We start from the raw sequence: 25,032 nt of genomic DNA on the forward strand, positions 1-25,032 counted from the left end.
CCTACCGTTTGATTTCAACAACTGTTGAACGGGGCACGACCATGGCAGTCACGGCAATCCAGATCGGGCTCGATCCCGATGTGATCGACTACTCCTCACCGGACTTCGCGCAGTTTCCCGGCATCTCGAAGGAGAAGCTGCGCGCCGCCAACAACGACAACGTCGCCGCGTTGCGCGACGCGGGCTACGCCGTCGACAATTGCCTGATCGACTTCGGTGACGCGGGGGCCGACAAGGCCCGCCAGTGGCTGGAGGCAAAGCGATACGACGCGGTGCTCATCGGCGCCGGCGTGCGGCTGATCGCCAACAACACGCTGCTGTTCGAGTCGATCGTCAACGCCGCACACACCACACAGCCCGGCTGCCGCTTCGTCTTCAATCGCGCCGCCGTCGCCACGCCCGACGACATTCGTCGCTGGTACCCGCATCCGGAGGCGGTGGCGCGATGATCACCCACCAGGTCGATGTCCTCGTCGTCGGCGCCGGGCCGACAGGCCTGACCGCCGCCGGCGACCTGGCGCGCGCGAACCGCTCGGTGACCGTGCTGGAGCGCTGGCCCACGATCAACCCGTCCAGCCGGGCCTTCGCCACCCAGGCCCGCACGCTAGAGGTCCTCGACGCCCGGGGGGTCGCCGAGGACCTCTTGGCGCGCGCGCACCAGGCACCCGCAGTCACCATTTTCGGCGGTGCCCGCATCGACCTCACCCACCTCGACTCGCCTTATCAATTCGCGATGATCACCCCGCAGACCAATGTCGATCGGGCGTTGGCCGACTACGCCGTCGCGCAAGGCGCCGACATCCAGCGCGGCGTCGAAGTCATCGGCCTCAACCAGGACGCCGACGGCGTGACCGTCAACGTGCGGCGACACGGGGGCGACGCGGGCATGCATACCCGTTGGCGGGCAAAGTATTTGATCGGCGCCGACGGAGCACACAGCACGGTTCGCGAATTCGTGGGTGCGGACTTCCCCGGGCGCACCCTCCTGTCGTCGATCATCCTCGCTGACGTGAAGGTCGCGCACGGACCGACCGGACGCGGCCTGACGCTGGGCAGTACGCGCAACGAATTCGCGTTCCTGGCCCCCTACGACGACCGGGACGCCAGCGGTTCGTGGTATCGCGCGATGGTCTGGGACCGCAAGAATCAGCAACCCGACAACGTGCCCGTCGAACCGGACGAGATCGGCGGCATCCTGGCGCGGGCGATGGACCCCGACCCCGGATTGCTCGAGGTGGGCTGGAAGTCCCGATTCCATTGCGACGAGCGCCAAGTCACGCAGTACCGGCATGGGCGGGTGTTTCTGGCCGGCGATGCCGCGCACGTCCACTCCCCCATGGGCGGTCAGGGCATGAACACCGGCATCCAGGATGCGGCGAACCTCGCGTGGAAGATCGACGCGGTGCTCGCCGGTGCCGACGACGCGGTGCTCGACACCTATCACGACGAACGCCACCTGATCGGCAAGCGGGTCCTGCTGCAGTCGGGCTTGATGGCGCGCGGTCTCAGACTTCGCCAGCCGGTCGCACGTGCAATGCGCAACCTACTGGCGCCCAAGCTGCTTCGTATACCCCGTGTTCGGGATGCGATCGCCGGGAGCTTCGCCGGAACAACGTTGCGCTATCCCCACCGCAAGGGAGAGAGCTCGCTGGTCGGCACCCGGGCCACGCAGATTCCGTTGCGGCATGGGCGACTCACCGAGCTGCAACGCCTGCCCGGCTTTGTTTTCATTCGCGAGCGGGGTGCGGCCCCGATCGACGCGGCCGGACTTCCGCAGGTGGAGCGGGTCGATGACGGACCGGCCGTGTTGGTGCGTCCCGACGGTTACATCGCCTGGGCAGGCGCCTCGGCCGACCCGGCCGCGGGCGCCGAGAGTCTTGCGTGGTGGATCGGACGCGAAATAGACTGTCTGGCACGGTGATTGGCGCTCAAGCGGTCGCGTCCACTCCCATCAGTTGCGCCAGCTGCTCGGCCGAATAGCGCCCCGGGCCCTGGTCTTTGAGCACCGCTGCCCGCGCGGCACGAGCCAATGCGGTGTTCAGCGGTGCCTCGATGCCGTGTCGATGAGCGATCCGGACGATCTCCCCGTTGAGAAAGTCGGTCTCCACGTTGCCGGTCTGGCGGCTCAGCGATTGCCAGGTGGAATTGCTCGGTCCGGTATTCGATCCCGGCACCGGTCGTATCGTCGGTCCATCCGCCCGGGTGGCCGTCGAAACCTCGAACGAGATGAATTCGATTCCCGCTTGCCGCAACACGTTTTCGCCTTCGCGCCGCAGCGCGGCCACCAGCTCGTCAGCGGCATCGAGTGTGAGGGCGCCCACGGCGTTGCCGAGGTTGCTCAGCAACTTGTTGTACTTCCACGGGGCGACGTCGTCCGGCATGCGCACCCGGACCCCCGCCGTGGTCCAGGTCTCGGCGAGCCCCGCCAGCAGGTCGGCGTCCTCCTGCGTGCGCAGTGTGGCGGGCCACCGCGCGATGTGGAATTGGCCGACCACCGGCCAGGCCCGCACAACGACCTCGCCGGGTTGGAGGTGCACGGCCGGCAACCACACGCAGATCCCGAATACCCGCCGGAAGTAACGCAGCGTCTTCTCCTCCGCGGCAACGCCATTGAGTGCGGTCATGGCCGGCAGGCACTCACCCGCAGTTCCCATGACGCCGTCGGGACCATGGACGGGTTGGTCCACCCATTCCTGCAGTGCCGCATCGAGTTGCTGGGTCTTGGTCGCGACCACCAGGACGTCGCCACCGGTCAACCGAACATCGCCGGGTCGTGACGCCGTAGTGACCGCGGTCGTGAAGGTTCCGTCGGGCGTCTTCAGCGTGATGCCTTCGGCGGCCAGGACCTCCGCGTGCCGGCCGCGCGCAACCAGCACCAAGGGAATACCGGCGCGGGCGAGCACCCCGCCCACGGTGCCGCCGATAGCGCCGGCGCCGATGATCACGTATCGGCGGTCAATTCCTGCAGACAACCGGCCCACCTTCCGTCGGCTCCGGAGTTTTCCTGCGCGAGGTTACGTCGGCTCGCTGGGAGACGGGTGAGCACGCGAGAGCGGGCCTCCTCCGGAGGTTGCTGGTACCCCGCTACCAGCAACCCCTGAAGGAAGCCCGCTCTCTCTTTGCGATCCAGGTCTGTAGTCGTTTGACTACAGTGTAGTGTAGACATGTGACTACACAAAGCGCAAGCCCTGATACTGCGCAAGCCACTACCCCGACCGGCCGCGAAGAGGTGACCGCCGCGATCCTGGACAGCGCGGCGGAGATGTTCGCCGAACGCGGGCCGGGGGCGGCGTCCATTCGCGACATCGCGAGCAGGGCCCACGTCAATCACGGCCTGGTGTTTCGCCATTTCGGAACGAAGGAGAAGCTCGTCGCGGCCGTACTCGATCACTTGGCCGCCAAGCTGACCACGTTGACCGGCGGCGAGGCATCCCCTGCCGAGGTCGAGAGGGCCACCTCGATCCATTTGCGGGTCATCGCGCGTGCACTGCTCGACGGGTTTCCGGCGGGCAAACTGCAGTCCAGCTTCCCCGCCGCCGCCCGGCTGCTCGACGGGATCCGGCCCGAGCACGAGAGCGAAGAGAGCGCCAGGCTGGGAGCGTCACACGCGATCGCCCTGCTGTTGGGTTGGCAACTGTTCGAACCGTTCATCCGCTCGGCGACCGGACTCGATCTGGCCCGAGAGGAGCTGCGCGGATCGATGTTCGCCGAGATGGCGAGGCTTGCCGAGCCGCACTGAGGCCCGGGCCGCCGTCTTCTCGAGATTCGGAACCTACGGATGCTCGGTAGGCTGGGTGGGCGTCGAAGCCCCGAGGAGGCGCTGATGTTCCGCACCGTGTGGGCGAGTTGAAATGAGCCAGACGACGCCAGCCGTGACCGATCGTCTCGCGCGGCTGCCGCTACCGCCCGGCCCCCGAGTGCCCGGCGTGGTGCAGACCGCGCTGTTCTCCCATCGAGACCGCATCACTCCGTGGTTGCGTAAGCACTACGGCGATGTCGTCGCGGTCTCCGTACTGGGCCGGCCGTCGGTCCTGGTGTGCAGTCCCGAGCTCACCCGGTCCGTGCTGAGCGGCGAGCCGACGACCTTCCATGCGGGCGAAGGAAGAATTCAAGGCATACGCAACGTGATGGGTGAGCGATCCGTGGTCACCACCGACGAGGCTGAGCACCAACGGCTTCGCAAATTGCTGGTGCCCCCCTTCAACGGCGCCGCGCTGCGCGGGTACCGGGACATGATGAACGAGCTCGCCGCCAAAGAGGTGAGCCGCTGGCCGGTCGGCACGCCGTTCGCCGGGCAGCCGCGGATGAATGCGGTGACCCTGGAGATGATGTTGCGCGTCGTCTTGGGCCTGCAGGAGGGACCGCAGCTCGACGCGTTGCGGGTCCCATTCTCGCGACTCGTTTCGGCATCCATGGCGGTATACGCCGGCGAAGTGGTGCCGCCGTTGCAGCGGTTCGGGCCCTGGAAGCGATTCCGTCAGCTGCGCGAGCGCATCGACGACGCGCTCTACGCGGAGGTGCGCGAGCGCCGCAGCGCGGGAAATACCGCCGACCGCGGCGATGTGTTATCTCAATTGATCGCCACGCAAGTAGACGGCGACCGGCTCTCCGATGTCGAGCTGCGCGACCAAATGGTCACCCTGCTGCTGGCCGGCCACGAAACCACCGCCATCACACTCGCCTGGACGCTGCACGACCTGGCGCACGATCAAGCGTTGCAGGACAAGGCGATTGCCGCCGTCGACACCGGAGACGACAAATACTTCGAAGCCGTCATCAAAGAGTCGATGCGGCTACATCCGGTGTTCTACGCCGTCGCACGACGCCTCACCCACGATGTCGAGCTGGGTGGCTACCGTGTCCCGGCCGGCCACACCGTGTTCGCGGGCATCGGCCCCGTTCAGTCCGATCCCGGGCAGCACGCCGATCCGTCCGTCTTTCGACCCGAACGTTTTCTCGACGGCTCGGCCACGGCCACCAACTGGCTGCCCTTCGGCGCCGGGGTACGCCGTTGTCTCGGTGGGGGATTCGCGATGATGGAGTCCACCGCGATCCTTCGTGAGGTCCTGCTCAACTACCGCCTCGCGCCCGCGCGCAACCGGCCCGAGAAAGCCCGCGCCCGTCACGTCGTCTACATCCCGTCCCACGGCGCCCGCATCATCGCCCACAGACGCACGAAATAGGTTGTCAGAGCATTGAATTGATCATCGCTCCGCCGTCGTTGTCGACCTGAGTGGTCGCACTGTCGTCCTGCCTGAAGTTGACGAAGGCCGTCTGCCGAGTCGAGGTGTTCAGCAGCTCGTTGAACGTGCCGATGACGGGGATCGGTCCCTGCGGGCCCAAGACGTCCGCGGTGTAGTTCATGAACGTCTCCTGCTGAAAGTTGGCTCCCTGCACCGTTCTCGTGATGGGCGCGCTCAAGTCCTTGACGTTGATCAGGCCCGCCGCCGGAGTTCCGGTCAACTGGTTGATATCGGCCTGCAGCATGCCGACGAGATCGGCTCCGCTGGCGGGTTTGACCGCGACCTGCAACTGCGCGCTGGAGTTTGGGTTGGACAGCGCCACCCAGTTGGGGCCGCGGTCGGCCATCGTCCAGCCCGGCGCTGGCGTAATCGAGACGCCACCGGCGATGGTGACCGAGTCGGCCGAGGCCAGCGCGTGCGGCGGTCGGTTGATGTTGGCGATCAGAACGATCGCGGAGGCCGCGACACCGGCGATCGCGAGCGACCGCCGGTGGTGTCCGAACCGTGCCCCAGTTGTCGACCAGGTGGTCATGCTCGTACTCCTCCTGCCGTTGAGCGGGCCAGTGGTTACTTTGCCCATCGGCTTCTAGAGTCGCCCGACGTGGTAGGACTTGTCCAACATCGGGTTGCTATGGCCCGATACATGCCGCTTATGAAGCCTGCGCCGGCAGGAATTGGTTGTCGCGGAATTCGTTAGCGCGACCGGGTGCGGCTAGGCGGCCGCCGCGTTCGCCGAGACGGGAGTCACCTCGGAGTGCACGTGGCCGCAGGTCCCACAACGCACCTCGTACTCGAGCTTGTTGTCGCCGATTTCCAGGAACCGATACTCGGCGAACGCTGCGCATCGCGGGCACCGCGCGCGACCGTGCTCTATCGTCGTCATCGCGGGCTCCGTTCACGACTGCGGTTTCGTGAAAATACCCGGCTGAACCCAGGTCAAACCTGCTGGTTCACAACTAATAGAGACGATATGCGTGACGCGATAAATCGAATCCGTGCTGCGTCTTGGTGTTCCGGCATTGCATTCCCGCCGCGGTGTTGGTGCACGACATCGGGCCGACGGTCTGGGTGCTACCGACGGCGAGCATCGGGCCGTCGCCGAACGCGCTGTCGATGTGGCAGGCAAACTGCCCCGGCTGGTCTTGGTTGACGACGAGCGCGTTGCCCCAATTCAACGGGCAGTCGGCCGGCTTGGGCGGCGGCGTGAAGCTGTACTCCTTGATGTCGCAGCGTGCCTGGAAGTCGTAGACCTCGCAGCCGATGTTGCCGCCCGGCACCGCAATAAAGCCCGGGTCGGCCGATGCCGGCGGCGCGACGAGGCCGAGGCCGGCGACTGCTACCGTCGCGGCGACTATGCGTTTCATGCGGCGGACGTTACCGCGCGGGCGGGCACTTCCGCTGGCGAAATCGCATTGACCTATTTGAACACATATCGTTAATGTGTTCACGTGCCCGTCGATGCCGCGCGAGACACCAGACCGGTGCCGAACGCGTTGTTGACCGCCGCCTCCGACACGCTGCGCCAGCTCGGACCCCGAAGGTTCTCCTTGACGGCGGTGGCCGAAGCCGCCGGCGTATCGCGTGGCACCGTCCACAATTTGTTGGGCACCCGCGACAGCGCGATTGCCACCGCTCTCAACCAGCTGGCCGCGGGGTTCATCGACACCATGGCCGTCGAGGTCGCCAAGGAAGCCACCCTGGCCGACCAAGCGGCGGCAGTCGCGGTGTTGATTTGTGCGCATCGTCAACGCTCGCAGTCGATGTCGCGGGGCCTGGATCGCAGCATCCTGGTCTTGCTGCTGGACCACGGCGGCGACGAGTTGGTGCGCCGCGCGATCGAGTTGTGGAAGCCCTTGGTCAAAGCCGCCCAGCGCAACGGAGAGGTCGGCCCGACGGTCGACGCCGCGCGCGCTAGTGAATGGATCGTGCGAATGCTGTTCAGTTTCGAGCTGGTGCCCCCGATCGCGGTCAACCTCGACAATCCCCGTGCCGTGCGCCGCTACGTCGGCGATCACATCGTCGCCGGTCTGACCGGAGCCGACCGTGGCTGAACCCGACTACGAAGTGGCGATCGTCGGCGCCGGGCCGGGAGGCATCGCCGCCGCTTCAAGCTGTACAAGCACCAGCGCATGAACTTTCACACCCAACCCGACATCGCGCCGCGGCCGGCGCCGCAAGCAGAGGAGCTATCGGCATGACCGACACCGCCACCCCGTTAGCGGGGAAAGTCGCCTACGTGACGGGAGCCGCCCGCGGACAGGGCCGCTCACACTGCATCCGGCTGGCCCGGGCCGGCGCCGACATCGTCGCGATCGACGCGTGCGCGCCGGTTGCCGAACACAACGGCTATCCCCCGGCAACGCCCGAAGACCTCGCCGAGACGGTCGGCCTGGTCGAGAGCGAGGGCCGCAAGATCGTCGCCGATGAGGTCGACGTCCGCGACCTGGCCGGCCAGCAGCGGGTGGTGTCGAACGCGATCGAACAGTTCGGGCGCCTCGACATCGTCGTGGCCAATGCCGGCGTGCTGAATTGGGGCCGGGTGTGGGAGATTTCGCCCCAGCAGTGGCAGGAGACGCTCGATACCAACCTCACCGGGCTGTGGAACACCATGAAATCGGTGGTGCCGGTGATGATCGACGCCGGCCATGGCGGCTCGATCATCAACATCAGCTCGGCGGCGGGAATCAAAGCCGTTCCGGGCTGCGGGCATTACTGCGCAACCAAATTCGGAGTCGTCGGCCTCACCAACTCGTTGGCGGTTGAACTCGGCGAATTCGGTATCCGCGTCAACTCGGTGCACCCCTACGGCACCGACACCCCGATGGGTAACGACCTGTCGATGTACCAGGTCTTTCAGGACCACCCGAATTACATCCACAGTTTCTCGCCGGGCGCGCTGCCGACCGAATCGCTGGCCGCTCCCGACCTGATCTCCGACATCGTCGTGTGGCTGGCCAGCGACGCGTCCTCGTTGGTCACCGCCGCCCAAATCCCGGCCGACAAGGGCTATCTCAAGATCTGAGCGCCGGGCGTCAGCGTCGTTGGTTGCGAACGCTGGTGGCGGAATCGCTCTGGGGGCGATCGGAGAAAGTGGGCATCTGCACCGGTTCCGAATCGTCACCCGTGTGGGAGACGACCTCGGGCTCGGTGCGATGTGAAAACAAATCCGATGAATTCATCGAGCGGGGTCCTTAGTTTGGTTCGGCTTCAGCACAACGTTGGTGTGTCGAGCGAAGGTCGATCGATTCGTGAGCTGCGCATCTACACACAAAGTACGGCTACGGTGCCAACGGCAATACGAACGACTTACCACCAATCTACACGCGAGCGCGTCAGGAAAGACATCGCCCCCGGCGATTGCTCCGACATTTGCCTCAACGTGCTGTGGGCTGGCGGGAGACCACCCACCAGCCCACAAGAAGAACAGCTCACACTTAGACGGCGGTTACCCCGACTGCCTGCGGACCCTTGGCCCCCTGCTCGATGTTGAACTCAACTCGCTGGTTTTCCTCGAGCGACTTGTAGCCGTTTCCCTGGATTTCTGAGTAGTGGACAAACACATCTGCTGCGCCGCCATCCGGAGCGATAAAACCGAAGCCTTTTTCGCTGTTAAACCATTTCACAGTTCCCTGTGTCATACCTTCAACTTCTCTCATTCTGAATGGATGCCGACAGGCATCCCGGGTCACAGTAGCATGCGCGGCACGAAAGAGTTGTCTTCGACTGTGATAGAACGCCTTTCATCCACGGGCGCGGGATGTGCGACGAGCTACTTAGTGCTGAAAAGTGGTTTACCGCAGAGAGTTTGGAAAGTATCGACCCAAGACCGCGAGGAGCTTGGCCGTGGATATGGTTGTGCTGTAGTCGATTTAATCAGCTCTGACTCAGCACCGGCCTGAGGTCGTCGAGGCGGTCGAACAGGTGCCAGACGTATCCCGACGATCCGTTCTCGCGGTGCGGATGTAGGTCCGCGAGTTCCGGGTCGTTGCAGTAGCTGTCAAAGGCCTCCCGCGATTCCCACTCCACGAGGATCAGCACCTGGCGCGGCTCGATGTCGCCGAGCATCGCGTGCTGGAAACTGCCGAGCGCGACGACGCGGCCGCCGTGCCGGGCCACTTCGGCGGGCGAACGTCGTGAGTAAGCGCGGTACTCGTCGGCATCGGCAATATCGAAGAGATTCAAGGCATAAACGCTCATGGCGCCGACGTTACGTGCGACCGCTCGCCGCCTCTACGCCAGGCTGACCAGTTGTTCGACGGAGTCCTTGGGCAGCTCGCCGTCGACAATCGCCGTGACGGTCATGTTCTGCAGGGTGATGGCGCCGCCATGGTTGTCCAGGAACGCGGTGTCGGCGGCGTCGCGTCCGGTCGCGATGCGGACCATGGACTGCCGGGGGGCCAGGCAGGTGGCATCGACGACTCGCCACACACCGTCGATCAGCGCCTCGGCCACGGCATGAAAATCCATCGGGTGGCATCCGGGCGCGTACACGGCCACCAATCGGGCCGGGACATAGACGGCGCGCAGCAGCGCGATCACCAGATGGGCATAGTCGCGGCACACGCCCGCACCCGCAAGCAAGGTATCGGCCGCCCCGTCGATCGGATCGCTGGACCCGGGGACATAGCTCAGTCGGGTACCGACCCACGAAGAGACTTTCTCGAGCAACGTCACCGACGTGGCGTACTGCTGGAATTCGGTAGCGGCGAATCCGAAGAACTTGTCGGCTTCGGCGTATCTACTGGGACGCAGATACTTGATGGCGTCGATATCGCTGATCGGCTCGGGGTCCGCCTGGCCGGCGACCGTCGCCGAATACGACAAGGTGACTATTCCCTTGTCGGCCTCCACGACGTGGATACGCGACAGATGCGCACCGATGATTTCGCGCGGTTCAACAACCTCGCCGTTGTGTGTGATCGTGAGCGATTCGCTCACATCGATACCCGGCTGACGGCTGACCGCGATCTGGAAGTCCAGCACCGTCGGTTCGGTGACCTCGAGTTCGATTTCCGCGCCCACGCTGCGGCTCGGGCCGGTCGTGTTGCCGTCTTGCGTCGCGCCGCGGCGTCTCCATGCAGGCATGCGATCAAGCCCTTTCGTCTAGGCCAGTCGAATCCCGCGCGCTGCTTGGCAGGGCTTCCGTTTAAGCACTTTCTACCGCACAACCAATTTGGCCGCGCGCCGACGCCAAGTTCGGTCGATGAGGTGGTCAGACACCCAGTCTGGCGGACAGACGATTAAGGCAGCTGCACTTCGGCAGCCACGTACGGCCGTCAACCACGTTCGCGCTGCGACCGTACCGCTGCCGTTGGCATCTCTATGACTGAATATTCAACCACAACAACGACTTTGGCTATGCCGTTGCGATTCGCCCTAGCACGTCTACATACCGGCCTTGCTGGCCAGATCGATCGCGTACTGATTGACGAAGGTGCCCGCCGGTGGATCACCCTTGCCGCACGATCCGTCGGATTCGCCGGGACGCTTGATCCACAAGTAGGCATCGGCGTGCGCGCCCGCGGTCGACGCGGTGGGCGCAGCGCCCAGCGCCCGGCCGCTGGGGTTGCACCAGTTGAGTTCGGCGTCGGGCGCCGGTCCGGCACCGTTGCGTGACGTGTCGATCACGTAGTGCGCACCGTTCGTGAGCCCCGAAATCGCCTCGCCGTAACCGATTTCGTCCTCGGTGGTGAAGAAGTTCGCGGTGTTGACGCTGAAACCCCGGGCGTGGCCGACGCCGGCCTGGTTGAGTCGGCCGGCCATGTCCTCGGCACTGTGCCAGCGCAGGTGCCCCGCATCGACATAGACGGCCGCGTTCGGATCCCGGGTCAGCGTGTCGACGGCGTAGCGGATCAGGTCGAATCGTTCCTGCCGCGAATCACCCGACAGACAATCGGCCATCGCGAGCGCGTCGGGTTCGACGACGATGGCCACGCGCGAGGCACCTATGCCGGCGGCGATGCCGTCGATCCAGCCTCGGTAGTCGGCGCCCGACCCGAGACCGCCGGCAGCGAAGCTGCCACAGTCGCGGTGCGGGATTCCATAGATCGACAGCACCGGGATGGCACCGGCGGCATTCGCGTCGCCGACGTACTTTCCGACCGTGCCCGCCGAACCGCCCGGGACGATCCAGTACGCCTGCGGGGTGTTGGCGATGGCGGTCAATTGGGGACTCGGCGGATCGGCGCTTTGGGCGGCACGCATGGCCGCCGAGCCGGGATTGACGTAGAACGGCGCTCCGGCCAGCGGGTTCCCGTCGCTGGCCAGGCGTACCGCCGGGCCAGGACCAGCCTGCAGCCGGTCGGCCGCAATACCCGCGCAGGCAACGACCGCAACGGTCAGGAGGGGACCAATCAACCGAGCAAGAGCCCGAACAGCTGACGACATCACACCAGGGAAATTAGTGCGTCACGGCATGATGCGCGCAACTGCCCCGTGATTCGACGGGCTCAGCCCCACCAGAACGCCGCGGCGATGATCCCGTAGAGGACGACGAGGGTGGCGCCTTCGAGCCACGTCGACTCACCGTCGAATGAGATGAACGCGGTGAGCACGACTGCGAGCAGCAGCACCACCACCAACATCGGGCTGAACACCAGCGTCAGCCCGGCCATGCCGGTCACCTGCGAGATGAGCACCAGCAGCGGCCCCAGCACCAGCGAGATCTGAAGCGGCGAATTGAGGACGACCGAGAATCCGTACGCGGACTGCCCCCTCGCGGCGAGCTGGATGCCGACGAAGTTCTCCACCGCGTTGCCGGCGATCGCCACCACGACCAGCCCGGCGAACACCTCGGAGATGTTGAGCGCGTGCATGGCCGGTTGCAGCGCGTCGACAAACCACTCCGACACGAAGGCGGCGAGGATGCCGGCGGCGGCCAGCAAGCCGACCGCGAGCCAGACCGGCCAGCGCGGGTGCTCGTGGAAATCCGCGGACTGCGCCTCGTCGTCCTCGCGGCGCAGCGAGGCCGGCAGGGACAGAGCGAACAGGCCGAGCAGCAGCACCGAAACGACGATCGACAACGCATCCTCGTGGTGCGACGCCGGGGTGTGGATCCAGTAGGCCACCGACGGGATCGACATCGCCGTGACCGACAACAGCATCAGCACCGTCACGGTGCGTGCGCGGTTTGAGCCAAGTTGCTGAGTGCCGTGACGCAGTCCGCCGGCCACGAACGCAAGTCCCAGCACCAACAGGAGGTTGGCCAAGATGGACCCGACCAGGGCGGCGCGGACGACGTCGACCAGGCCGTGCCGAAGGCTGAAGATGCAGATGAACAGCTCGGGGAGGTTGCCGAGCGCTGACTGGAGCACGCCGGTGGCGCCGGCTCCGAAGCGGTCGCCCAGCTGATCCACGCTGTGGCCGACGACCGCCGCGAGAATGCCGACCGCTGCGGCGGCGATAAGGAACGTGAGCACCGAGTTCCAGCCGCCGAAGTGGGCGAATCCGGCGCAAACCGTCAACGCCACCGAGAGGAGCAGCAAGATTCGGTCGGACCGGATCAGTACGGGCGTGGCGGCGGCCGACATGGGCCCAACCTTAATGGGTCGTGGCACCGCGCGTCGTGCCGCAACATTGACCATCAGTCGGATCCGACAACAATGGGGACTGCGTGCTCCCCCGCTGATTAGTCGCGGCGCCGAAGCCGCGACAACCCAAGACGAGTAGTCGACTACTCGTGCGCAAGCGCGGTCCTCGGAAATAGCGTCGTCAATACCGGTACGAACAACGCCCTCAGCTCTGGACGGCGGAGCCACCGAGAATCGCGTGTTTCGCGATGGTGCGCTCCCCAATGCCTTGTTGGCCGTGGACAATTGGGAGCGGGAATGACCAGTCCCACGTCGGACGAATTGATCACCCCGGTGCGGAAAACGCCGGACGACGGAATCCGACAGCCAGAGAAGGGCCTGGCGCTTTGCCTGTCGGGCGGCGGCTACCGGGCGATGGTCTTCCACGTCGGAGTGCTCTGGCGACTCAACGAGGTCGGCCTACTGGCGAAACTCGATCGCATCTCCAGCGTCTCAGGCGGTTCGATCACCGCCGGCGTCCTGGCCAAGAATTGGAAGCGGCTGGCGTGGGACGCGGGGCAGGTCGCCGCCAACTTGGAAGACCTGCTCGTCAAACCCGTACGGCGGATGAGCCAAACCGCTCTCGACGTGAAGGCGGTTATCGGGGGAATACTGCCTTTCGGCGATTCGGCCGCCGATCGTGTCGCCGCGGCCTATCGCAAGCACCTCTTCGAGGACACCAGCCTGCAGGATCTGCCGGACACGCCGCGGTTCGTCTTCAACTCCACCAACCTGGAGTCCGGCGTGCTGCTGCGGTTCAGCAAGCCCTACCTCGCCGACTATCGGGTGGGCCGAATCATCAATCCCGACCTGCCGCTGGCGGTCGCGGTTGCCGCGTCGTCGGCCTTTCCGCCCGTGCTATCGCCCTGCACGCTGCACCTCAAGGGCCAGAGCTGGATCGACGAGCGGGGCAACACGCTTACCCACTCCGGCTTCCGCGACGAGATCCAGGTGACCGACGGCGGCGTATACGACAACCTCGGCCTGGAAACCGCGTGGAAGAGGTACCGGTCGATCATTGTCAGCGACGCCGGCGGCCAAGTCACCGACGACGCGGATCCCGCCACCGACCCGCTCCGGCAAAGCACTCGAGTGCTCGACCTCATCCAGAACCAAGTCCGCGCGCTGCGCAAGCGCCAAGCGATCGGCTCCTTCAAATCCGGTCTGCGGCAGGGCATGTACATCGGCATCCGCAGCCAAGTCGCAAAATACGGCGGGGCAATACTGCCGGCCAACCCCGATCGCACGCGCGAACTCGCCGAGCTGAAAACGAGGCTTGCGCCGCTGTCCGACCCCGATCAAGAGCGCCTGATCAACTGGGGCTACACCATCTGCGACGCCGGCTTACGGACGCACCTGTCCGGTGAACTCACCGATCCCACCAAGACCGAGCTGCCCTACCCGAACGAGGCGTTGACATGACGGAGGAAACGACAATCTCCCGAAAGTTGGTCGATTACATCCTGGTTGGCACCGGCCCCGGTCGGCGGCACCTGCAGGGCTCACCGATCCTGGGCGATGTGTGGACCGCGTACGTGCAAGACCTGAGTAAACCGGTCGATCTGCTCATCACGTCGCACAAGGGCACCACGGCCAACGACCTGGCTGCGGAAATCTTCAGTGAACTGCAAAAGATCCGCAGCGGTATCGCGCACGACGACGACCCGAGGGTCGCTCCGGTGCAGAACTATGTGGCCGCCCGCCTGTACTTCGACGAAGTGATACGGGTGTTGATCCCGATGACACAGTGGTGGCTCGATCCGAGGACGCGCAACGAATTCGACGCGTGGCTGAACTCCGGGAAATCTGCGGCCGAAAACGGATCCGACCGGATGACTCAGACGCTCGATGATGTGCGGGTCCTGGTCGACGCATGGAACAAGGGGCCCTCGTTCGTCGACGAATTGGTCAAGGATCCCACGGCCGGGATCCGTCACCGGCGCACAGCATTCGAGCGCTTCGTCGCGTTATGCACCCTGGTCTTGATGGTGCAGCGGCCCCCGGAGGAGACGGACCGCAAGCCGATGGCGCAAGCCAATTTGACCAAAATTCAGCGGAAGAACCGAGGCCTGCTGGTCGACACCAGCAGGGACGAGTTGCGCGAGCTGGTGGTCGATCTGATCTCCACGGATATGTCCCCGGCAAAGGAGGCGAAGGTCTGGCAGATCTCCCGGAACCGGCCGGCATCCACGGCGATCATGAAGTCGGTGCCGACCGTGAAAGCCGACGCGGCCCGGCGGCTGTTCGAACTCGACGGCAGCGGGATCACCTGGGCGGTAATCGATTCCGGGATCTACACGCAGCACGGCGCGTTTGGTCAGCACCCGATCCGCAAGACGTATGACTTCACCTACTACCGCGAGGTCGTCAACCTCAGCAATGTCGACGACGTCGTTCGCAAGCGCAATCTCGCGACGATCGAGGCGGCTCGGGGCAACACGCTTCCGTCCGGCGCAGACCGAAAGCTCAAGCAGATCGCCAAGGCCGCCTGCAGACGTGAGCCGATACGGTATGACTTGATCAAGGAGTTCCTGGAACTCGGCGGCGGCGACACACCACCACCACGGCCGTCCAGCGAGCACGGCACTCATGTCGCCGGCATCATCGCCGCCTCGGTCGACGAAACGGGCCAAAAGCTGGTCACCGGCATGTGCCCGGGTATCGGTCTGTACGACTTGCGCATCATCGGATCCGACAAAGAGGACACCGAGTTGGCGGTGATCGCCGCGCTGCAATTCGTCCGGCGCACAAACGAATTGGCGGGCGACATGCAGATCCAGGGGGTGAACATGAGCCTGTCGATCGAGCACGACGTGCGCAATTACGCCTGCGGAGCAACGCCGGTCTGCATGGAGGCCGAACGACTCGTCGACAGCGGGGTGGTCGTCGTTGCGGCGGCCGGAAACTTCGGCTACCAGAACATTGTGGTCAACGACCGGCCATTCAATAACTATCTGGCGTTCAGCATCACCGACCCGGGCAATGCGGACCGCGTGATCACGGTGGGATCCACGCACCACTACAAGCCTTTCACCTACGGCGTGAGCTACTTCTCGAGCCGCGGTCCCACCGGCGACGGCCGTCTCAAGCCCGATCTCGTCGCCCCTGGCGAGCGCATCTACTCCTCGGTGCTGGACGACGATTGGGGCTATCTGGACGGCACCAGCATGGCCGCACCTCACGTGAGCGGCGCTGCGGCACTGCTGATGGCCCGCTATCCAGAACTGGTCGGACATCCCGACAAGATCAAGAAGATTCTCTGCGAGACAGCGACCGATCTCGGACGAGAGCGCAACTTTCAGGGCCACGGCCTACTCGATGTCCTTCGTGCACTACAGAGTCAATGAGGTGAATTCACATGGTCAACAACGTTTTCAGTCTTGAAGTTCTGCCCGCCAAGAAGGGCGACTGCCTACTGCTTCGGTTCGGGCCGAAGGCGAGCAAGAGGCAGAAGCTGGCGCTGATCGACGGAGGCCCCAGCGGCGTCTACGCAAACCACCTCGGGCCGCGGCTAAAGCAGCTGCGCGCCGAGAAGGGCGTGTCCGACGACGAACCGATGGTATTGGACTGGGTCATGCTCAGCCACGTGGACGACGACCACGCCAACGGACTGGTGCGACTGACCGAGGAGCTCAGGGCGCTGCCCGCCAACAGGTTCGTAAGGCCACAGCGGTTGTTCCACAACACTTTTGACAAAATCATCGGCAATGATGCCGCCGAGCTGAAAAAGGCCACCACCAACGGCTATGGAACGGCGTCGCTGACCGGGGACATCCCCATCGACCTGGTGCCGGACGACGCGAAGGTCGACGCCACCACATTCAACGACGCGCTGATGGTGCTCGCCGGCATCGAGCAGGGCATCGACCTGGCCGGCAACGCCGAGGTGCTGCAGATCCAGGTCAACGACGGCGAGGGCGGGCTGATCGTCGCCGAGGACGGCGGCACGGCGATCGAGATGGAAGGCGGCCTGAAGTTGAGCGTTATCGGGCCGATGCTCCCAGAAGTCAAGGCGTTACAAGAGGCGCACCGAAAGTGGTTGGAGGAACAAAAGAAGCGCCCGAAGCCACCGTCCGCCGCGCTGGCGGCCTACGTCGACGAGTCGGTGCCCAATCTGTCCAGCATTGTGGTGCTCGCCGAACTGGGTGGAAAGACGATCCTGTTCACCGGCGACGCCCGTGGCGACAAGATCCTCGCGGGGATGCGGCTCGTCGGTCTGGGCGACAGAATGCACGTCGATGTGCTGAAGGGACAGCACCACGGCAGCGACAACAATGTCACGCGAGACTTTTTCGAGCGCGTCACCGCCGATCACTACGTGTTCTCCGGAAACGGTGAGCACGGCAATCCCGAGCGGGAAACGCTGGACCTGCTGCGCCAGGCACGCAACGCCGTCCGGCCCGACGAGGACTACCAGATCTATTTGACCTACGAGATCAAAGACATCGACGCGCTGCGCAAGAGGGACTGGGAGATCAAGCAGAAACGGGCCAGGAGCCAGGGCCGCGATCCCGGGCCCAATTGGTCGGCCCCCAAACAGGGTCTGGTCGCGTTCTTCAAGAAGCACCCCGACATGGCGGCGCGGGTCGTGCCACTGCAGGGCGATCTACCCAGGCACCGCATCGATCTGCTGGCCACGCCGTAACGGTCGAACGCGTCTACGCCGGGGCGGAAGATCGGCCGAAGTAGAGCTCTTGGGTTGCGACGCAGACCATTTGGCCCTTGCGGTTGTACATCGTCGACGTCGTCAGCCCCCGGCCTGCGACACCGCTGGTCGACATCTGATCCGAGAGGACCCAGTCCGTCAGGTCGACCGGCCGGTGAAACCACAGTGCGTGGTCGATGAGGGCGTTGAACGTGCTGACGGGGGTGGCCCGCCGCATGACGAGTGCCGGCTCGACCATCGTGGTTCCGGAGAGATAGGTCAGCAGGCAGCTGTGCAGCACCTCGTCATCCGGAACAGATCCGTTGGCCCGCCACCACATTCGCAGCCGTGGCGACGGCTCGCGCAGGTCGATGGCAAGCCGTGGCGGGGGGTCGACGTAGCGCAGCTCGAAAGGCCGGGGTGCGACCCAGTGACCGTCCAGTTCGTCCGCGTACGCGGCCAGCTGCTCGTGCATCGGCGCCAGCGAATCGGGACCGGCGATGTCGGGCATCGGCTGTTGGTAGTCGAGCGAATCGAATGGCACGTTGAACGACGCGAGCGCTTCGAGCAGGATCTGCCCGTCCTGGCGGGCCGTGATCTTGCGGGTGGACAACGTGCCACCGTCACGGGCCACGTCGACGTGGAGGTCGACGGGCTTGCGGGCATCGCCGGCTCGCACGTAGTAGACGTGCACGCTGTGCGCCGTGCGGCCCGGCGCGGTGAGGCTCGCCGCCATCAAGGACTGGGCGGCAATATGGCCCCCCACGATGTGGTGGCTCGGGTTGTCCAATTGCGTGGCGACGAAGTGGTGCTCGTCGACGCGAGCAACGTTGAGCGTGTCGATGACATCGGCCAGGATCGGCCAGGGGTAACTCACCCGGGAATCTTGTCATCCGTTTCGCCGAGGTAGCGGCCCGGGGCGTCCACCAGAAGAGCGATTTGAGCCAGCACGCGAGTCATGCCATCACGAAACGATCCTTCCGGCATCTTCGACGTGAATTGATCCGCCGGGAGCTGCCATGCCGTGATCGGCCGTCCGCGCACCTTTAGGCGGCCGCGCCTGGGGGGTCCGCACGGACGCCGAGCACCGGCTGCCGACGACGGCCATGGCCCCACCTCGCATCCCAAGGCCAACGGCCCTTGTCGTCAGCCCACACCAATTGCAGGGCACGGACACGTGGGCCGAAGAGCCCGACCGCGGACTTCAAGTGGACATCCGGATGCTCGACCTCGACCACTTCGACAAGAAATCTGTCTTGGTAATCGATATGCATTGCCGGTGCGAGCACCGTACCGTCGTCGACGATCATGTGAGCAATGGAATTGAGGACGCGACAGCTCGTGTCGGCGGGCAGACCCGTCATCAGCAGTTCGGGTAGCCCCCTACTGTGTAACCCGACCGTGTAGGCGAACGGCCTGTTATCGCTCTCGACGTACTGAACCGCCCAACCGTGGTCGCGGATGGTTGCACGCAGTACGTCCAGGTAGTCCTCGGTTGTGGCGCTTGGATTGTCGCATTGCCAGCACATCGCAGCTCCCTCTCGTAGTGGTTGCGCACCAGCATGCATGCACCCTCCGACAAGAACCTCCACCCGACCTGGCCACGGTCGTCTTGACCACTCCCCGACATAGTCTCGGTCCTCGCACCTAGGTGCCGTCGCGGTCATGATCAGCGCAAAACGCTGCTGGTGCAATCTCTCCACCGTCGTCAGATTCACTGCATCTCGACCAGTCGCCGCCGCAGCGCTTGTAGGTTCTCAACCAACATGGCGGACGCCGTTTCTCCTACCTGCAGTTTTGCAGAATTCTCATCAAAATGGCGGACCGCTTTTTCTCATCTTTGTGGCGGATCTTAGAACCGTACAGTTATGCCGGAATTTAACGGTTCGCGAACTCGCCTTCCTGAAACACCGCGGCTGACCTTATTTTGGCTCTTCAAAATACCTTGCCCCACAGGATATTTGGCCTCGGCCGGCCCCTTAAGTGAGCGTCAGGGACCTGACACGACGGTGGTATGTTAAATGAGGGTCATCCGGCTGAAACTGCGAATCAATAACCCCTTCGACGCGACCGCACCGGACGACCGACGACGCCGAGCCTGCACCCGCCATTTCCACGTCATGGAGTTTGGAAATCCGCCACCCAAGACTGGAACGAATTTCCTGAGCTCGAGCTCCTACCGCGCCATGTTGGCGAATCGCGACAGGTGCAGCTGGTGGGCGACGGTGACCGTCTTGGTCGGGCCGTTGCGGTGCTTGGCCAGAATGAAATCCGCCTCGCCCCCGCGCGGGTCGTCACGCTCGAAAGCATCCGGCCGGTTCAGTAGGATGACCATGTCCGCGTCCTGCTCCAGCGATCCCGACTCACGAAGGTCGGACAGCATCGGCTTCTTGTCGGTGCGCTGCTCGGGACCACGGTTCAGCTGGCTGATCGCGACGACGGGTACCTCGAGCTCCTTGGCCAAAAGTTTGAGATGCCTTGAGAATTCGGAAACCTCGAGCTGCCGCGACTCGACCTTCTTGCCCGACGACATCAGCTGCAGATAGTCGACCACGACCAGACGCAGATCTGCCTTCTGCTTCAGCCGGCGCGCCTTGGCGCGGATCTCCATCATGGTCAGGTTCGGCGAGTCGTCGATATACAGTGGCGCCTCGCTGATTTCGCTCATCCGCCGCGCCAGCCGCGTCCAATCGTCGTCGTTCATCCGGCCCGAACGCATATCGGCGAGTTTGATTTTCGCTTCCGCCGACAGCAGCCGCATCACGATCTCGGACTTGCTCATCTCCAGCGAGAAGATCACGCTGGCCATGCGGTGCTTGATGGAGCACGAGCGCAAGAAATCCAATCCCAGCGTGGAGTTATGCGTGGGGATCATGGCGTTGCTCGCCAAATACATGTGGCTGTCGTTATCCACTTCGACACACCGCACCGGAACGGTCTCGATCGGGCGGACGTCCACAACAAAGCGTGATCCCGAGTGCTGGGTGTTAGCACCAGCCCGGCGCTCCTTGTGCGCTATGGCTTTTCGCTGCAATGCGAACACCATGTCGTCGGTGCGGAACGTCAGCGTGTAGGCGATGCTGGACGACTCGCTGCGCCCCCGAACACGCTTGGTCGAGGTTTGGTAGCGATAGCCCAGGCTGACGATTAGCTCGGCCACATCGCAGGCCAGCCGATGGTTGGTGACGCAGAATTGGACGGCCCCGCCCACGGTCACTGTTCCGTCGGTGTCGAGCAGGCCGGCGAGCAGTTCGCGGCGCTGCGTCTCGGACCCCCGCAAGTAATCCGTCGGAATGTGCTTGTTACCAAGCACTCCCAGGGCACGCAGATGCGCCTGCAATGTCTCTGCGACGTACCCGTCTGCTTCGATTCGCATGATGAGTTCCGGATCGGCTGTGGTGATCTGCGCTGCGGCGCTGTCATCCCCCAGCCAGGCGCCCAAAGTGTATGGCTGCACTAAGAACTCGCGGTCCGGCAGGTCCAGCGCACACGCATTGACCACGCTGTGGTTCGGCCGCCGGTCTTTCGTGTCGCAACGCAACGTTTCGGCGATCTCGGCCGTCGTGCGCACGGCCGCAAAGGTCCGTTGATTCGTGTAACGGTGGTAGCCGGTCGCCGCGGCTTGCGCCGATCTCCGGGACGCGCGTGTATCGGTCAGCCACTGGTGCTCCGCGTCGGCGACGATGACTGTCCCGTCGGAGAACTCGACCTCGTAGCAGGGCCGCCCCAGCATCACTTCGGTGGCGGCCACCACCCGCGTGGGCTTCCCGTCCGCGCCCAGCAACTCATCGCCGACTGCGATGTCACGCATCGTCGTCCAGCCGGTCGGCGTCGGCAGCGGCGTGTCCAACGCCAGCGCCTTCCCCACTCCAGGCCTGGCCGCCACGATGATCATTTGCCCGGCGTGCAGACCGTTGGTCACCTCGTCGAGTTCGGTGAAACCGGTCGGCACGCCACGCGCCACCCCGCCGTTGGAGGCGATGGCGTCGATCTCGTCCATCGTCGGCTGCAGCAGATCTTCGAGCGGAACGAAATCCTCCGAGGTTCGCCGTTCGGCAACCTCGTAGATCTCCGCTTGGGCCCGGTCGACCACCTCGGCAACATCGGCACCCTCGGCGCCGGCGTAGCCGTACTGCACGACCCGCGTTCCAGCCTCCACAAGCCGGCGCAGCAGCGCCTTCTCGGCCACGATGTCCGCGTAGTAGCCCGCGTTGGCTGCGGTCGGCACCGTCGAAATCAGGGTGTGCAGATAGGGCGCGCCGCCGACCCGGCGCAGCAGGTTGCGGCGGTCGAGTTCGGCGGCGACCGTCACGGCGTCAGCGGGCTCCCCGCGCCCGTAGAGATCCAGGATCGCGTCGTAGACGTTCTGGTGTGCCGGGCGATAGAAGTCGCCGGGGCGGACCCGCTCCAGCACGTCGGCGATGGCGTCCTTGCTCAGCAGCATCCCGCCCAGCACCGACTGCTCCGCGGCCAGATCCTGCGGCGGTTGACGACTGAACTCCTCGCTGGGCGGCGGCGAGTCCATGCCAGGCGCCCGGTCATCTATGACAGCCACAGACTCAACACCTCCCTTACGAAAACATGATACGAACATACATTCGAGAGCCGACACTCAGCGACGTCGATCAAGGCACTCCCACTCCGGACCCAGGCACCCGTGAAGCCTTGCGCCGGGAAGACCGTAAACGTTGCTGGCCCGCTGTTAAAAGGGCCTCTGTTCATAAGGCTGTGCATCGTGTGTGCATATCCATCGACACCTGTGTTGAGTGGGGTGTGGAGAACCTGTGGAACAAAACGCGGCGCTGCGACATCCCTGCTGATAAGGGTCGTACACGACCGGTGAATTGGTGTGGAGAAGAATCTCTTCGGCGTGTCGTCGCAGGTTACTGCGCCGGGCGTGTTGGCTTTCGGCCATGTTTTCGGATAGTTACGAGGCGGTTAAGGGCTCCGCGCAGCGGCGTCGCCCGAATAGTTCGCCAGGTTTGCGGCGCCGCCCATCCACAAGGCAACCCTTTGGCTCACTGAGGACACAACAAAATCCGGCGGCCGCCGATTAAAGGCAGCCGCCGGATCTGAACAATCGGTGCTGCGTTAGCTGTCCGCGACGACGTTGAGCGCAACGTCGACATTGATCTCGGGGTGCAGATGCACCGCGACCGAATGGGTGCCGACCGCCTTGATATGCGACTTGGGCAACCGAATAATGCGCTTGTCGAGATTCGGGCCGCCGGCCTTCTTGATTGCTGCGGCGACGTCCCCGGCGGTCACCGAGCCGAACAACTTGCCGGAATCGGCCGCGGTCTTCACCGGCAGCGAGACCGGACCGAGCGCCTCGATCGCGGTCTTGATCTCGTTGGCGTGCCCCAGATCGCGCACGGCCTTGGTCTCGCGGGCCCGGCGGATGTCGTCGGCCTGCTTCTGTGCTCCACGCGAGGCGACGATCGCCAGGCCGCGCGGAAGAAGGAAGTTACGGCCGTACCCGTCCTTGACCTCGACAGTCTCGCCGACGGCACCGAGATGGTCGACGTCGGCCGTCAGAATCAGCTTCATCGTTTTCGTACTTTCGGTTGAGATCGGCGGCTATCGCGCCGACGAAGTGAAGGGCAGCAGGGCCACCTCGCGGGCGTTCTTGACCGCAAGCGCGATGTCGCGCTGGTGCTGCACGCAGTTACCGGTGACACGACGGGCACGGATCTTGCCGCGCTCGCTGATGTAGGTGCGCAGCAGGGTGGTGTCCTTGTAATCGATCGACTGGCCCTTCTTAGCGCAGAAGACGCATTTCCTTGTCTTGATCGGCTTTTCGGGAGCCGGGCGCCGTTTCGTGGACTTTGCCATGTGTTTGTTTCTTTCCGTTTGCTACTGGTCTTGTCTGGTTTTGAAAGTGGTGGACGTCAGAACGGAGGTTCTTCGTCACCGCCGGCGAAGGAACCCGATGCCGGGGCGCTGCCCCACGGGTCGTCCGCCGGTCCGCTGCTCGCCTGCGCGGGCGCCGACTGGCGGGATCCGCCGCCACCGCCGCTGCCGAAGCCGCCGCCTCCACCGCCACTGCGGCTGGCCTTGTTGACCTTGGCGGTGGCGTAGCGCAGCGAGGGCCCGATCTCGTCGACCTCAACCTCGACGACGGTGCGCTTCTCACCCTCGCGGGTTTCGAACGAGCGCTGCTTGAGCCGTCCGGTGACGATCACGCGTGATCCCCGGGTGAGGCTTTCCGCGACGTTCTCCGCAGCCTCGCGCCAGATGTTGCACCGCAAGAACAGCGCCTCGCCGTCTTTCCATTCCCCGCTTTGGCGGTCGTACATCCGGGGTGTGGACGCCACGGTGAAATTCGCGACGGCAGCACCCGACGGCGTGAACCGCAGTTCGGGGTCGGCAGTCAGATTTCCGACGACGGTGATAGTGGTGTCACCAGCCACTGTGTCCTCCTGGGTCCATCCCGGCTCTCGCCTGGGGACGGTAAACGGTCATGAGCATGTTCTCGCTGAGCCTACGCATAGGCGCCGACGGCGGGGAGCGCGCTCGCTACCCGACTTAGTGCTTGTCGGTGCGCATCACCTTGGTGCGCAACACCGACTCGTTGAGGCTCAGCTGACGGTCGAGCTCGGACACCGTGGCCGGGGCCGCCTTGAGGTCGACAACTACATAGATGCCTTCGGCGTGCTTGGCGATCTCGTAGGCCAGCCGGCGCTTTCCCCAGATGTCGACCTTGTCGACGCTCCCGCCGTCCTTGCGGACGACATTGAGGAACGTTTCCAATGACGGGGCAACGGTACGTTCGTCGAGCGTGGGGTCAAGAATGACCATGATTTCGTATGGACGCATGGAAACCTCACCACCTCCTCTGGTCTAAGCGGCCACGGGCGATCCGTGGCAGGAGAGTCGCCTGCGTCGGCAACCGCCCCAGGGTACCGGAACAGGTGCTGAGCGGCGAAATCCATGCAGCTACCGGGTGAATGCAGTAGTCCTTCGGTGCTGCGGGCGATAAATGTAGTAGTGCGTCCCGGCATGAACGGTCGTGGTTTCGTTACACGATGGCCGGCAACCGTTCAGGCCGATGGGAGCAACATTTCGTGGATTTCGGGTTGTTGCCCCCGGAGGTGAACTCGGGGTTGATGTATGCCGGTCCGGGGTCGGGGCCGCTGCCGGCCGCGGCGGCGGCCTGGAATGCGGTGGCCGCCGAGCTGGAATCCAGTGCCGCGGGCTACTCCACGTCGGTGTCCGAGCTGACCGGTTTGGCCTGGTTGGGTCCGTCGGCGCTGGCCATGTCGGGTGCGGCCGCCCCTTACGTGGCCTGGTTGCAGGCCGCCGCAGCCCAGGCCGGCATCACCGCCACCCAGGCGTATGCGGCGGCGGCCGCCTATGAGGCCGCGTTCGCCATGACGGTGCCCCCGCCGATGATCGCCGCCACCGAAGCCGAATACATGGCGATGTGGGTGCAAGACGCCGCCGCCATGCACGGCTACGCCGCCGACGCCTCCGCGGCGAGCACCTTGCGCGCCCGGCCTGGCCGGAACCGCGGGAATCCAACCCCAGGTCGACATCGACGCACTCATAGCCGCGCTCTCGGCCGCCGCCGAAT

At 64.6% G+C, this 25,032-nt stretch carries 25 protein-coding genes and 1 pseudogene; 10 read left to right on the forward strand and 16 right to left on the reverse strand.

Annotated elements, in window-relative coordinates; all coding sequences use genetic code 11:
- The first annotated feature begins 41 nt into the window (after nucleotides 1-41).
- The gene (locus G6N55_RS16955; RefSeq protein ID WP_085222211.1) at nucleotides 42-449 is read left to right on the forward strand and encodes a hypothetical protein; all 408 of its coding nucleotides are present in this window, start codon (nucleotides 42-44) and stop codon (nucleotides 447-449) included.
- Nucleotides 446-1,921 carry an FAD-dependent oxidoreductase gene (locus G6N55_RS16960; protein WP_179968077.1) on the forward strand — a complete coding sequence of 492 codons (1,476 nt, stop codon included), beginning with the start codon at nucleotides 446-448 and terminating at the stop codon, nucleotides 1,919-1,921. The genes G6N55_RS16955 and G6N55_RS16960 overlap by 4 nt, the downstream gene beginning before the upstream one ends.
- Nucleotides 1,922-1,928: 7 nt before the next feature.
- Here G6N55_RS16960 and G6N55_RS16965 read toward each other — a convergent pair whose 3' ends face one another.
- Nucleotides 1,929-2,972: a ketopantoate reductase family protein gene (locus G6N55_RS16965; RefSeq protein ID WP_085222960.1), complete on the reverse strand. Its 1,044-nt coding sequence runs from the start codon at nucleotides 2,970-2,972 to the stop codon at nucleotides 1,929-1,931.
- Nucleotides 2,973-3,166: 194 nt separating this feature from the next.
- Between G6N55_RS16965 and G6N55_RS16970 the strand changes: the two genes are divergently transcribed.
- Together G6N55_RS16970 and G6N55_RS16975 are read left to right on the forward strand one after the other, a co-directional pair.
- Nucleotides 3,167-3,739: a TetR/AcrR family transcriptional regulator gene (locus G6N55_RS16970; RefSeq protein WP_085222210.1), complete on the forward strand. Its 573-nt coding sequence runs from the start codon at nucleotides 3,167-3,169 to the stop codon at nucleotides 3,737-3,739.
- 133 nt (nucleotides 3,740-3,872) lie between these two features.
- On the forward strand, nucleotides 3,873-5,183 hold the full coding sequence (locus tag G6N55_RS16975; RefSeq protein ID WP_232078769.1) for a cytochrome P450: 1,311 nt from the start codon (nucleotides 3,873-3,875) through the stop codon (nucleotides 5,181-5,183).
- A 4-nt stretch (nucleotides 5,184-5,187) separates the two neighbouring features.
- On the opposite strand, the gene G6N55_RS16980 is transcribed toward G6N55_RS16975, so the two are convergent.
- The 3 genes from G6N55_RS16980 to G6N55_RS16985 form a co-directional block, all read right to left on the reverse strand.
- Nucleotides 5,188-5,775 carry a hypothetical protein gene (locus G6N55_RS16980; RefSeq protein ID WP_232078770.1) on the reverse strand — a complete coding sequence of 196 codons (588 nt, stop codon included), beginning with the start codon at nucleotides 5,773-5,775 and terminating at the stop codon, nucleotides 5,188-5,190.
- Nucleotides 5,776-5,955: 180 nt separating this feature from the next.
- Nucleotides 5,956-6,126 carry a hypothetical protein gene (locus G6N55_RS29405; protein WP_169718493.1) on the reverse strand — a complete coding sequence of 57 codons (171 nt, stop codon included), beginning with the start codon at nucleotides 6,124-6,126 and terminating at the stop codon, nucleotides 5,956-5,958.
- Between the two features lie 73 nt (nucleotides 6,127-6,199).
- Nucleotides 6,200-6,607, reverse strand: coding sequence for a DUF6636 domain-containing protein (locus tag G6N55_RS16985; protein WP_085222208.1), 408 nt, complete (start codon nucleotides 6,605-6,607; stop codon nucleotides 6,200-6,202).
- An 84-nt stretch (nucleotides 6,608-6,691) separates the two neighbouring features.
- Between G6N55_RS16985 and G6N55_RS16990 the strand changes: the two genes are divergently transcribed.
- Together G6N55_RS16990 and G6N55_RS16995 are read left to right on the forward strand one after the other, a co-directional pair.
- Nucleotides 6,692-7,294, forward strand: a complete 603-nt coding sequence (locus tag G6N55_RS16990; RefSeq protein ID WP_085222207.1) for a TetR/AcrR family transcriptional regulator — start codon at nucleotides 6,692-6,694, stop codon at nucleotides 7,292-7,294.
- 143 nt (nucleotides 7,295-7,437) lie between these two features.
- Nucleotides 7,438-8,265 (forward strand): mycofactocin-coupled SDR family oxidoreductase, encoded by an 828-nt coding sequence (locus G6N55_RS16995; RefSeq protein WP_085222206.1) that lies wholly within the window; start codon nucleotides 7,438-7,440, stop codon nucleotides 8,263-8,265.
- A 412-nt stretch (nucleotides 8,266-8,677) separates the two neighbouring features.
- On the opposite strand, the gene G6N55_RS17000 is transcribed toward G6N55_RS16995, so the two are convergent.
- From G6N55_RS17000 to G6N55_RS17020, 5 genes are all read right to left on the reverse strand, one after another.
- Entirely contained in the window at nucleotides 8,678-8,881 is a 204-nt protein-coding gene (locus G6N55_RS17000; protein WP_085222205.1) for a cold-shock protein, read from the reverse strand.
- 235 nt (nucleotides 8,882-9,116) lie between these two features.
- Nucleotides 9,117-9,440 carry a DUF1330 domain-containing protein gene (locus G6N55_RS17005; RefSeq protein ID WP_085222204.1) on the reverse strand — a complete coding sequence of 108 codons (324 nt, stop codon included), beginning with the start codon at nucleotides 9,438-9,440 and terminating at the stop codon, nucleotides 9,117-9,119.
- 33 nt (nucleotides 9,441-9,473) lie between these two features.
- The gene (locus tag G6N55_RS17010; RefSeq protein ID WP_085222203.1) at nucleotides 9,474-10,328 is read right to left on the reverse strand and encodes a transglutaminase-like domain-containing protein; all 855 of its coding nucleotides are present in this window, start codon (nucleotides 10,326-10,328) and stop codon (nucleotides 9,474-9,476) included.
- A 300-nt stretch (nucleotides 10,329-10,628) separates the two neighbouring features.
- Nucleotides 10,629-11,630: a glycoside hydrolase family 6 protein gene (locus tag G6N55_RS17015; RefSeq protein WP_085222202.1), complete on the reverse strand. Its 1,002-nt coding sequence runs from the start codon at nucleotides 11,628-11,630 to the stop codon at nucleotides 10,629-10,631.
- Between the two features lie 62 nt (nucleotides 11,631-11,692).
- On the reverse strand, nucleotides 11,693-12,772 hold the full coding sequence (locus tag G6N55_RS17020) for a calcium/proton exchanger (RefSeq protein WP_085222201.1): 1,080 nt from the start codon (nucleotides 12,770-12,772) through the stop codon (nucleotides 11,693-11,695).
- 297 nt (nucleotides 12,773-13,069) lie between these two features.
- Between G6N55_RS17020 and G6N55_RS17025 the strand changes: the two genes are divergently transcribed.
- From G6N55_RS17025 to G6N55_RS17035, 3 genes are read left to right on the forward strand one after another with little or no spacing between them, the layout of a single operon-like run.
- Nucleotides 13,070-14,233: a patatin-like phospholipase family protein gene (locus G6N55_RS17025; protein ID WP_085222200.1), complete on the forward strand. Its 1,164-nt coding sequence runs from the start codon at nucleotides 13,070-13,072 to the stop codon at nucleotides 14,231-14,233.
- Nucleotides 14,230-16,158, forward strand: coding sequence for a S8 family peptidase (locus G6N55_RS17030; protein WP_085222199.1), 1,929 nt, complete (start codon nucleotides 14,230-14,232; stop codon nucleotides 16,156-16,158). The genes G6N55_RS17025 and G6N55_RS17030 overlap by 4 nt, the downstream gene beginning before the upstream one ends.
- Before the next feature lie 11 nt (nucleotides 16,159-16,169).
- Nucleotides 16,170-17,456 carry a ComEC/Rec2 family competence protein gene (locus G6N55_RS17035; RefSeq protein ID WP_085222198.1) on the forward strand — a complete coding sequence of 429 codons (1,287 nt, stop codon included), beginning with the start codon at nucleotides 16,170-16,172 and terminating at the stop codon, nucleotides 17,454-17,456.
- A gap of 13 nt (nucleotides 17,457-17,469) precedes the next feature.
- Here the strand turns inward: G6N55_RS17035 and G6N55_RS17040 are convergent, their stop codons facing one another.
- The 7 genes from G6N55_RS17040 to rpsF all read right to left on the reverse strand — a co-directional run bounded on the left by G6N55_RS17040 (nucleotide 17,470) and on the right by rpsF (nucleotide 24,275).
- The gene (locus tag G6N55_RS17040; RefSeq protein ID WP_085222197.1) at nucleotides 17,470-18,333 is read right to left on the reverse strand and encodes an acyl-CoA thioesterase; all 864 of its coding nucleotides are present in this window, start codon (nucleotides 18,331-18,333) and stop codon (nucleotides 17,470-17,472) included.
- Between the two features lie 169 nt (nucleotides 18,334-18,502).
- The gene (locus G6N55_RS17045) at nucleotides 18,503-18,985 is read right to left on the reverse strand and encodes a DUF4262 domain-containing protein (protein ID WP_085222196.1); all 483 of its coding nucleotides are present in this window, start codon (nucleotides 18,983-18,985) and stop codon (nucleotides 18,503-18,505) included.
- Between the two features lie 647 nt (nucleotides 18,986-19,632).
- Entirely contained in the window at nucleotides 19,633-22,011 is a 2,379-nt protein-coding gene (gene dnaB / locus G6N55_RS17050; RefSeq protein ID WP_085222195.1) for a replicative DNA helicase, read from the reverse strand.
- Nucleotides 22,012-22,547: 536 nt separating this feature from the next.
- A complete protein-coding gene (rplI, locus tag G6N55_RS17055; protein WP_085222194.1) occupies nucleotides 22,548-23,006 on the reverse strand; it encodes a 50S ribosomal protein L9 in 459 nt (152 codons plus the stop codon).
- Between the two features lie 30 nt (nucleotides 23,007-23,036).
- A complete protein-coding gene (gene rpsR, locus G6N55_RS17060) occupies nucleotides 23,037-23,291 on the reverse strand; it encodes a 30S ribosomal protein S18 (protein WP_025738217.1) in 255 nt (84 codons plus the stop codon).
- A gap of 56 nt (nucleotides 23,292-23,347) precedes the next feature.
- Nucleotides 23,348-23,869 (reverse strand): single-stranded DNA-binding protein, encoded by a 522-nt coding sequence (locus G6N55_RS17065; RefSeq protein ID WP_085222193.1) that lies wholly within the window; start codon nucleotides 23,867-23,869, stop codon nucleotides 23,348-23,350.
- 115 nt (nucleotides 23,870-23,984) lie between these two features.
- Nucleotides 23,985-24,275, reverse strand: a complete 291-nt coding sequence (gene rpsF, locus G6N55_RS17070) for a 30S ribosomal protein S6 (protein WP_085222192.1) — start codon at nucleotides 24,273-24,275, stop codon at nucleotides 23,985-23,987.
- Between the two features lie 248 nt (nucleotides 24,276-24,523).
- Between rpsF and G6N55_RS17075 the strand changes: the two are divergent.
- Nucleotides 24,524-24,946: pseudogene (locus G6N55_RS17075) on the forward strand (PPE family protein); the annotation flags it as partial.
- Nucleotides 24,947-25,032: the final 86 nt, after the last annotated feature.

It is taken from the genome of Mycobacterium florentinum (genome assembly GCF_010730355.1).
Taxonomy (GTDB): Bacteria; Actinomycetota; Actinomycetes; order Mycobacteriales; family Mycobacteriaceae; genus Mycobacterium; species Mycobacterium florentinum.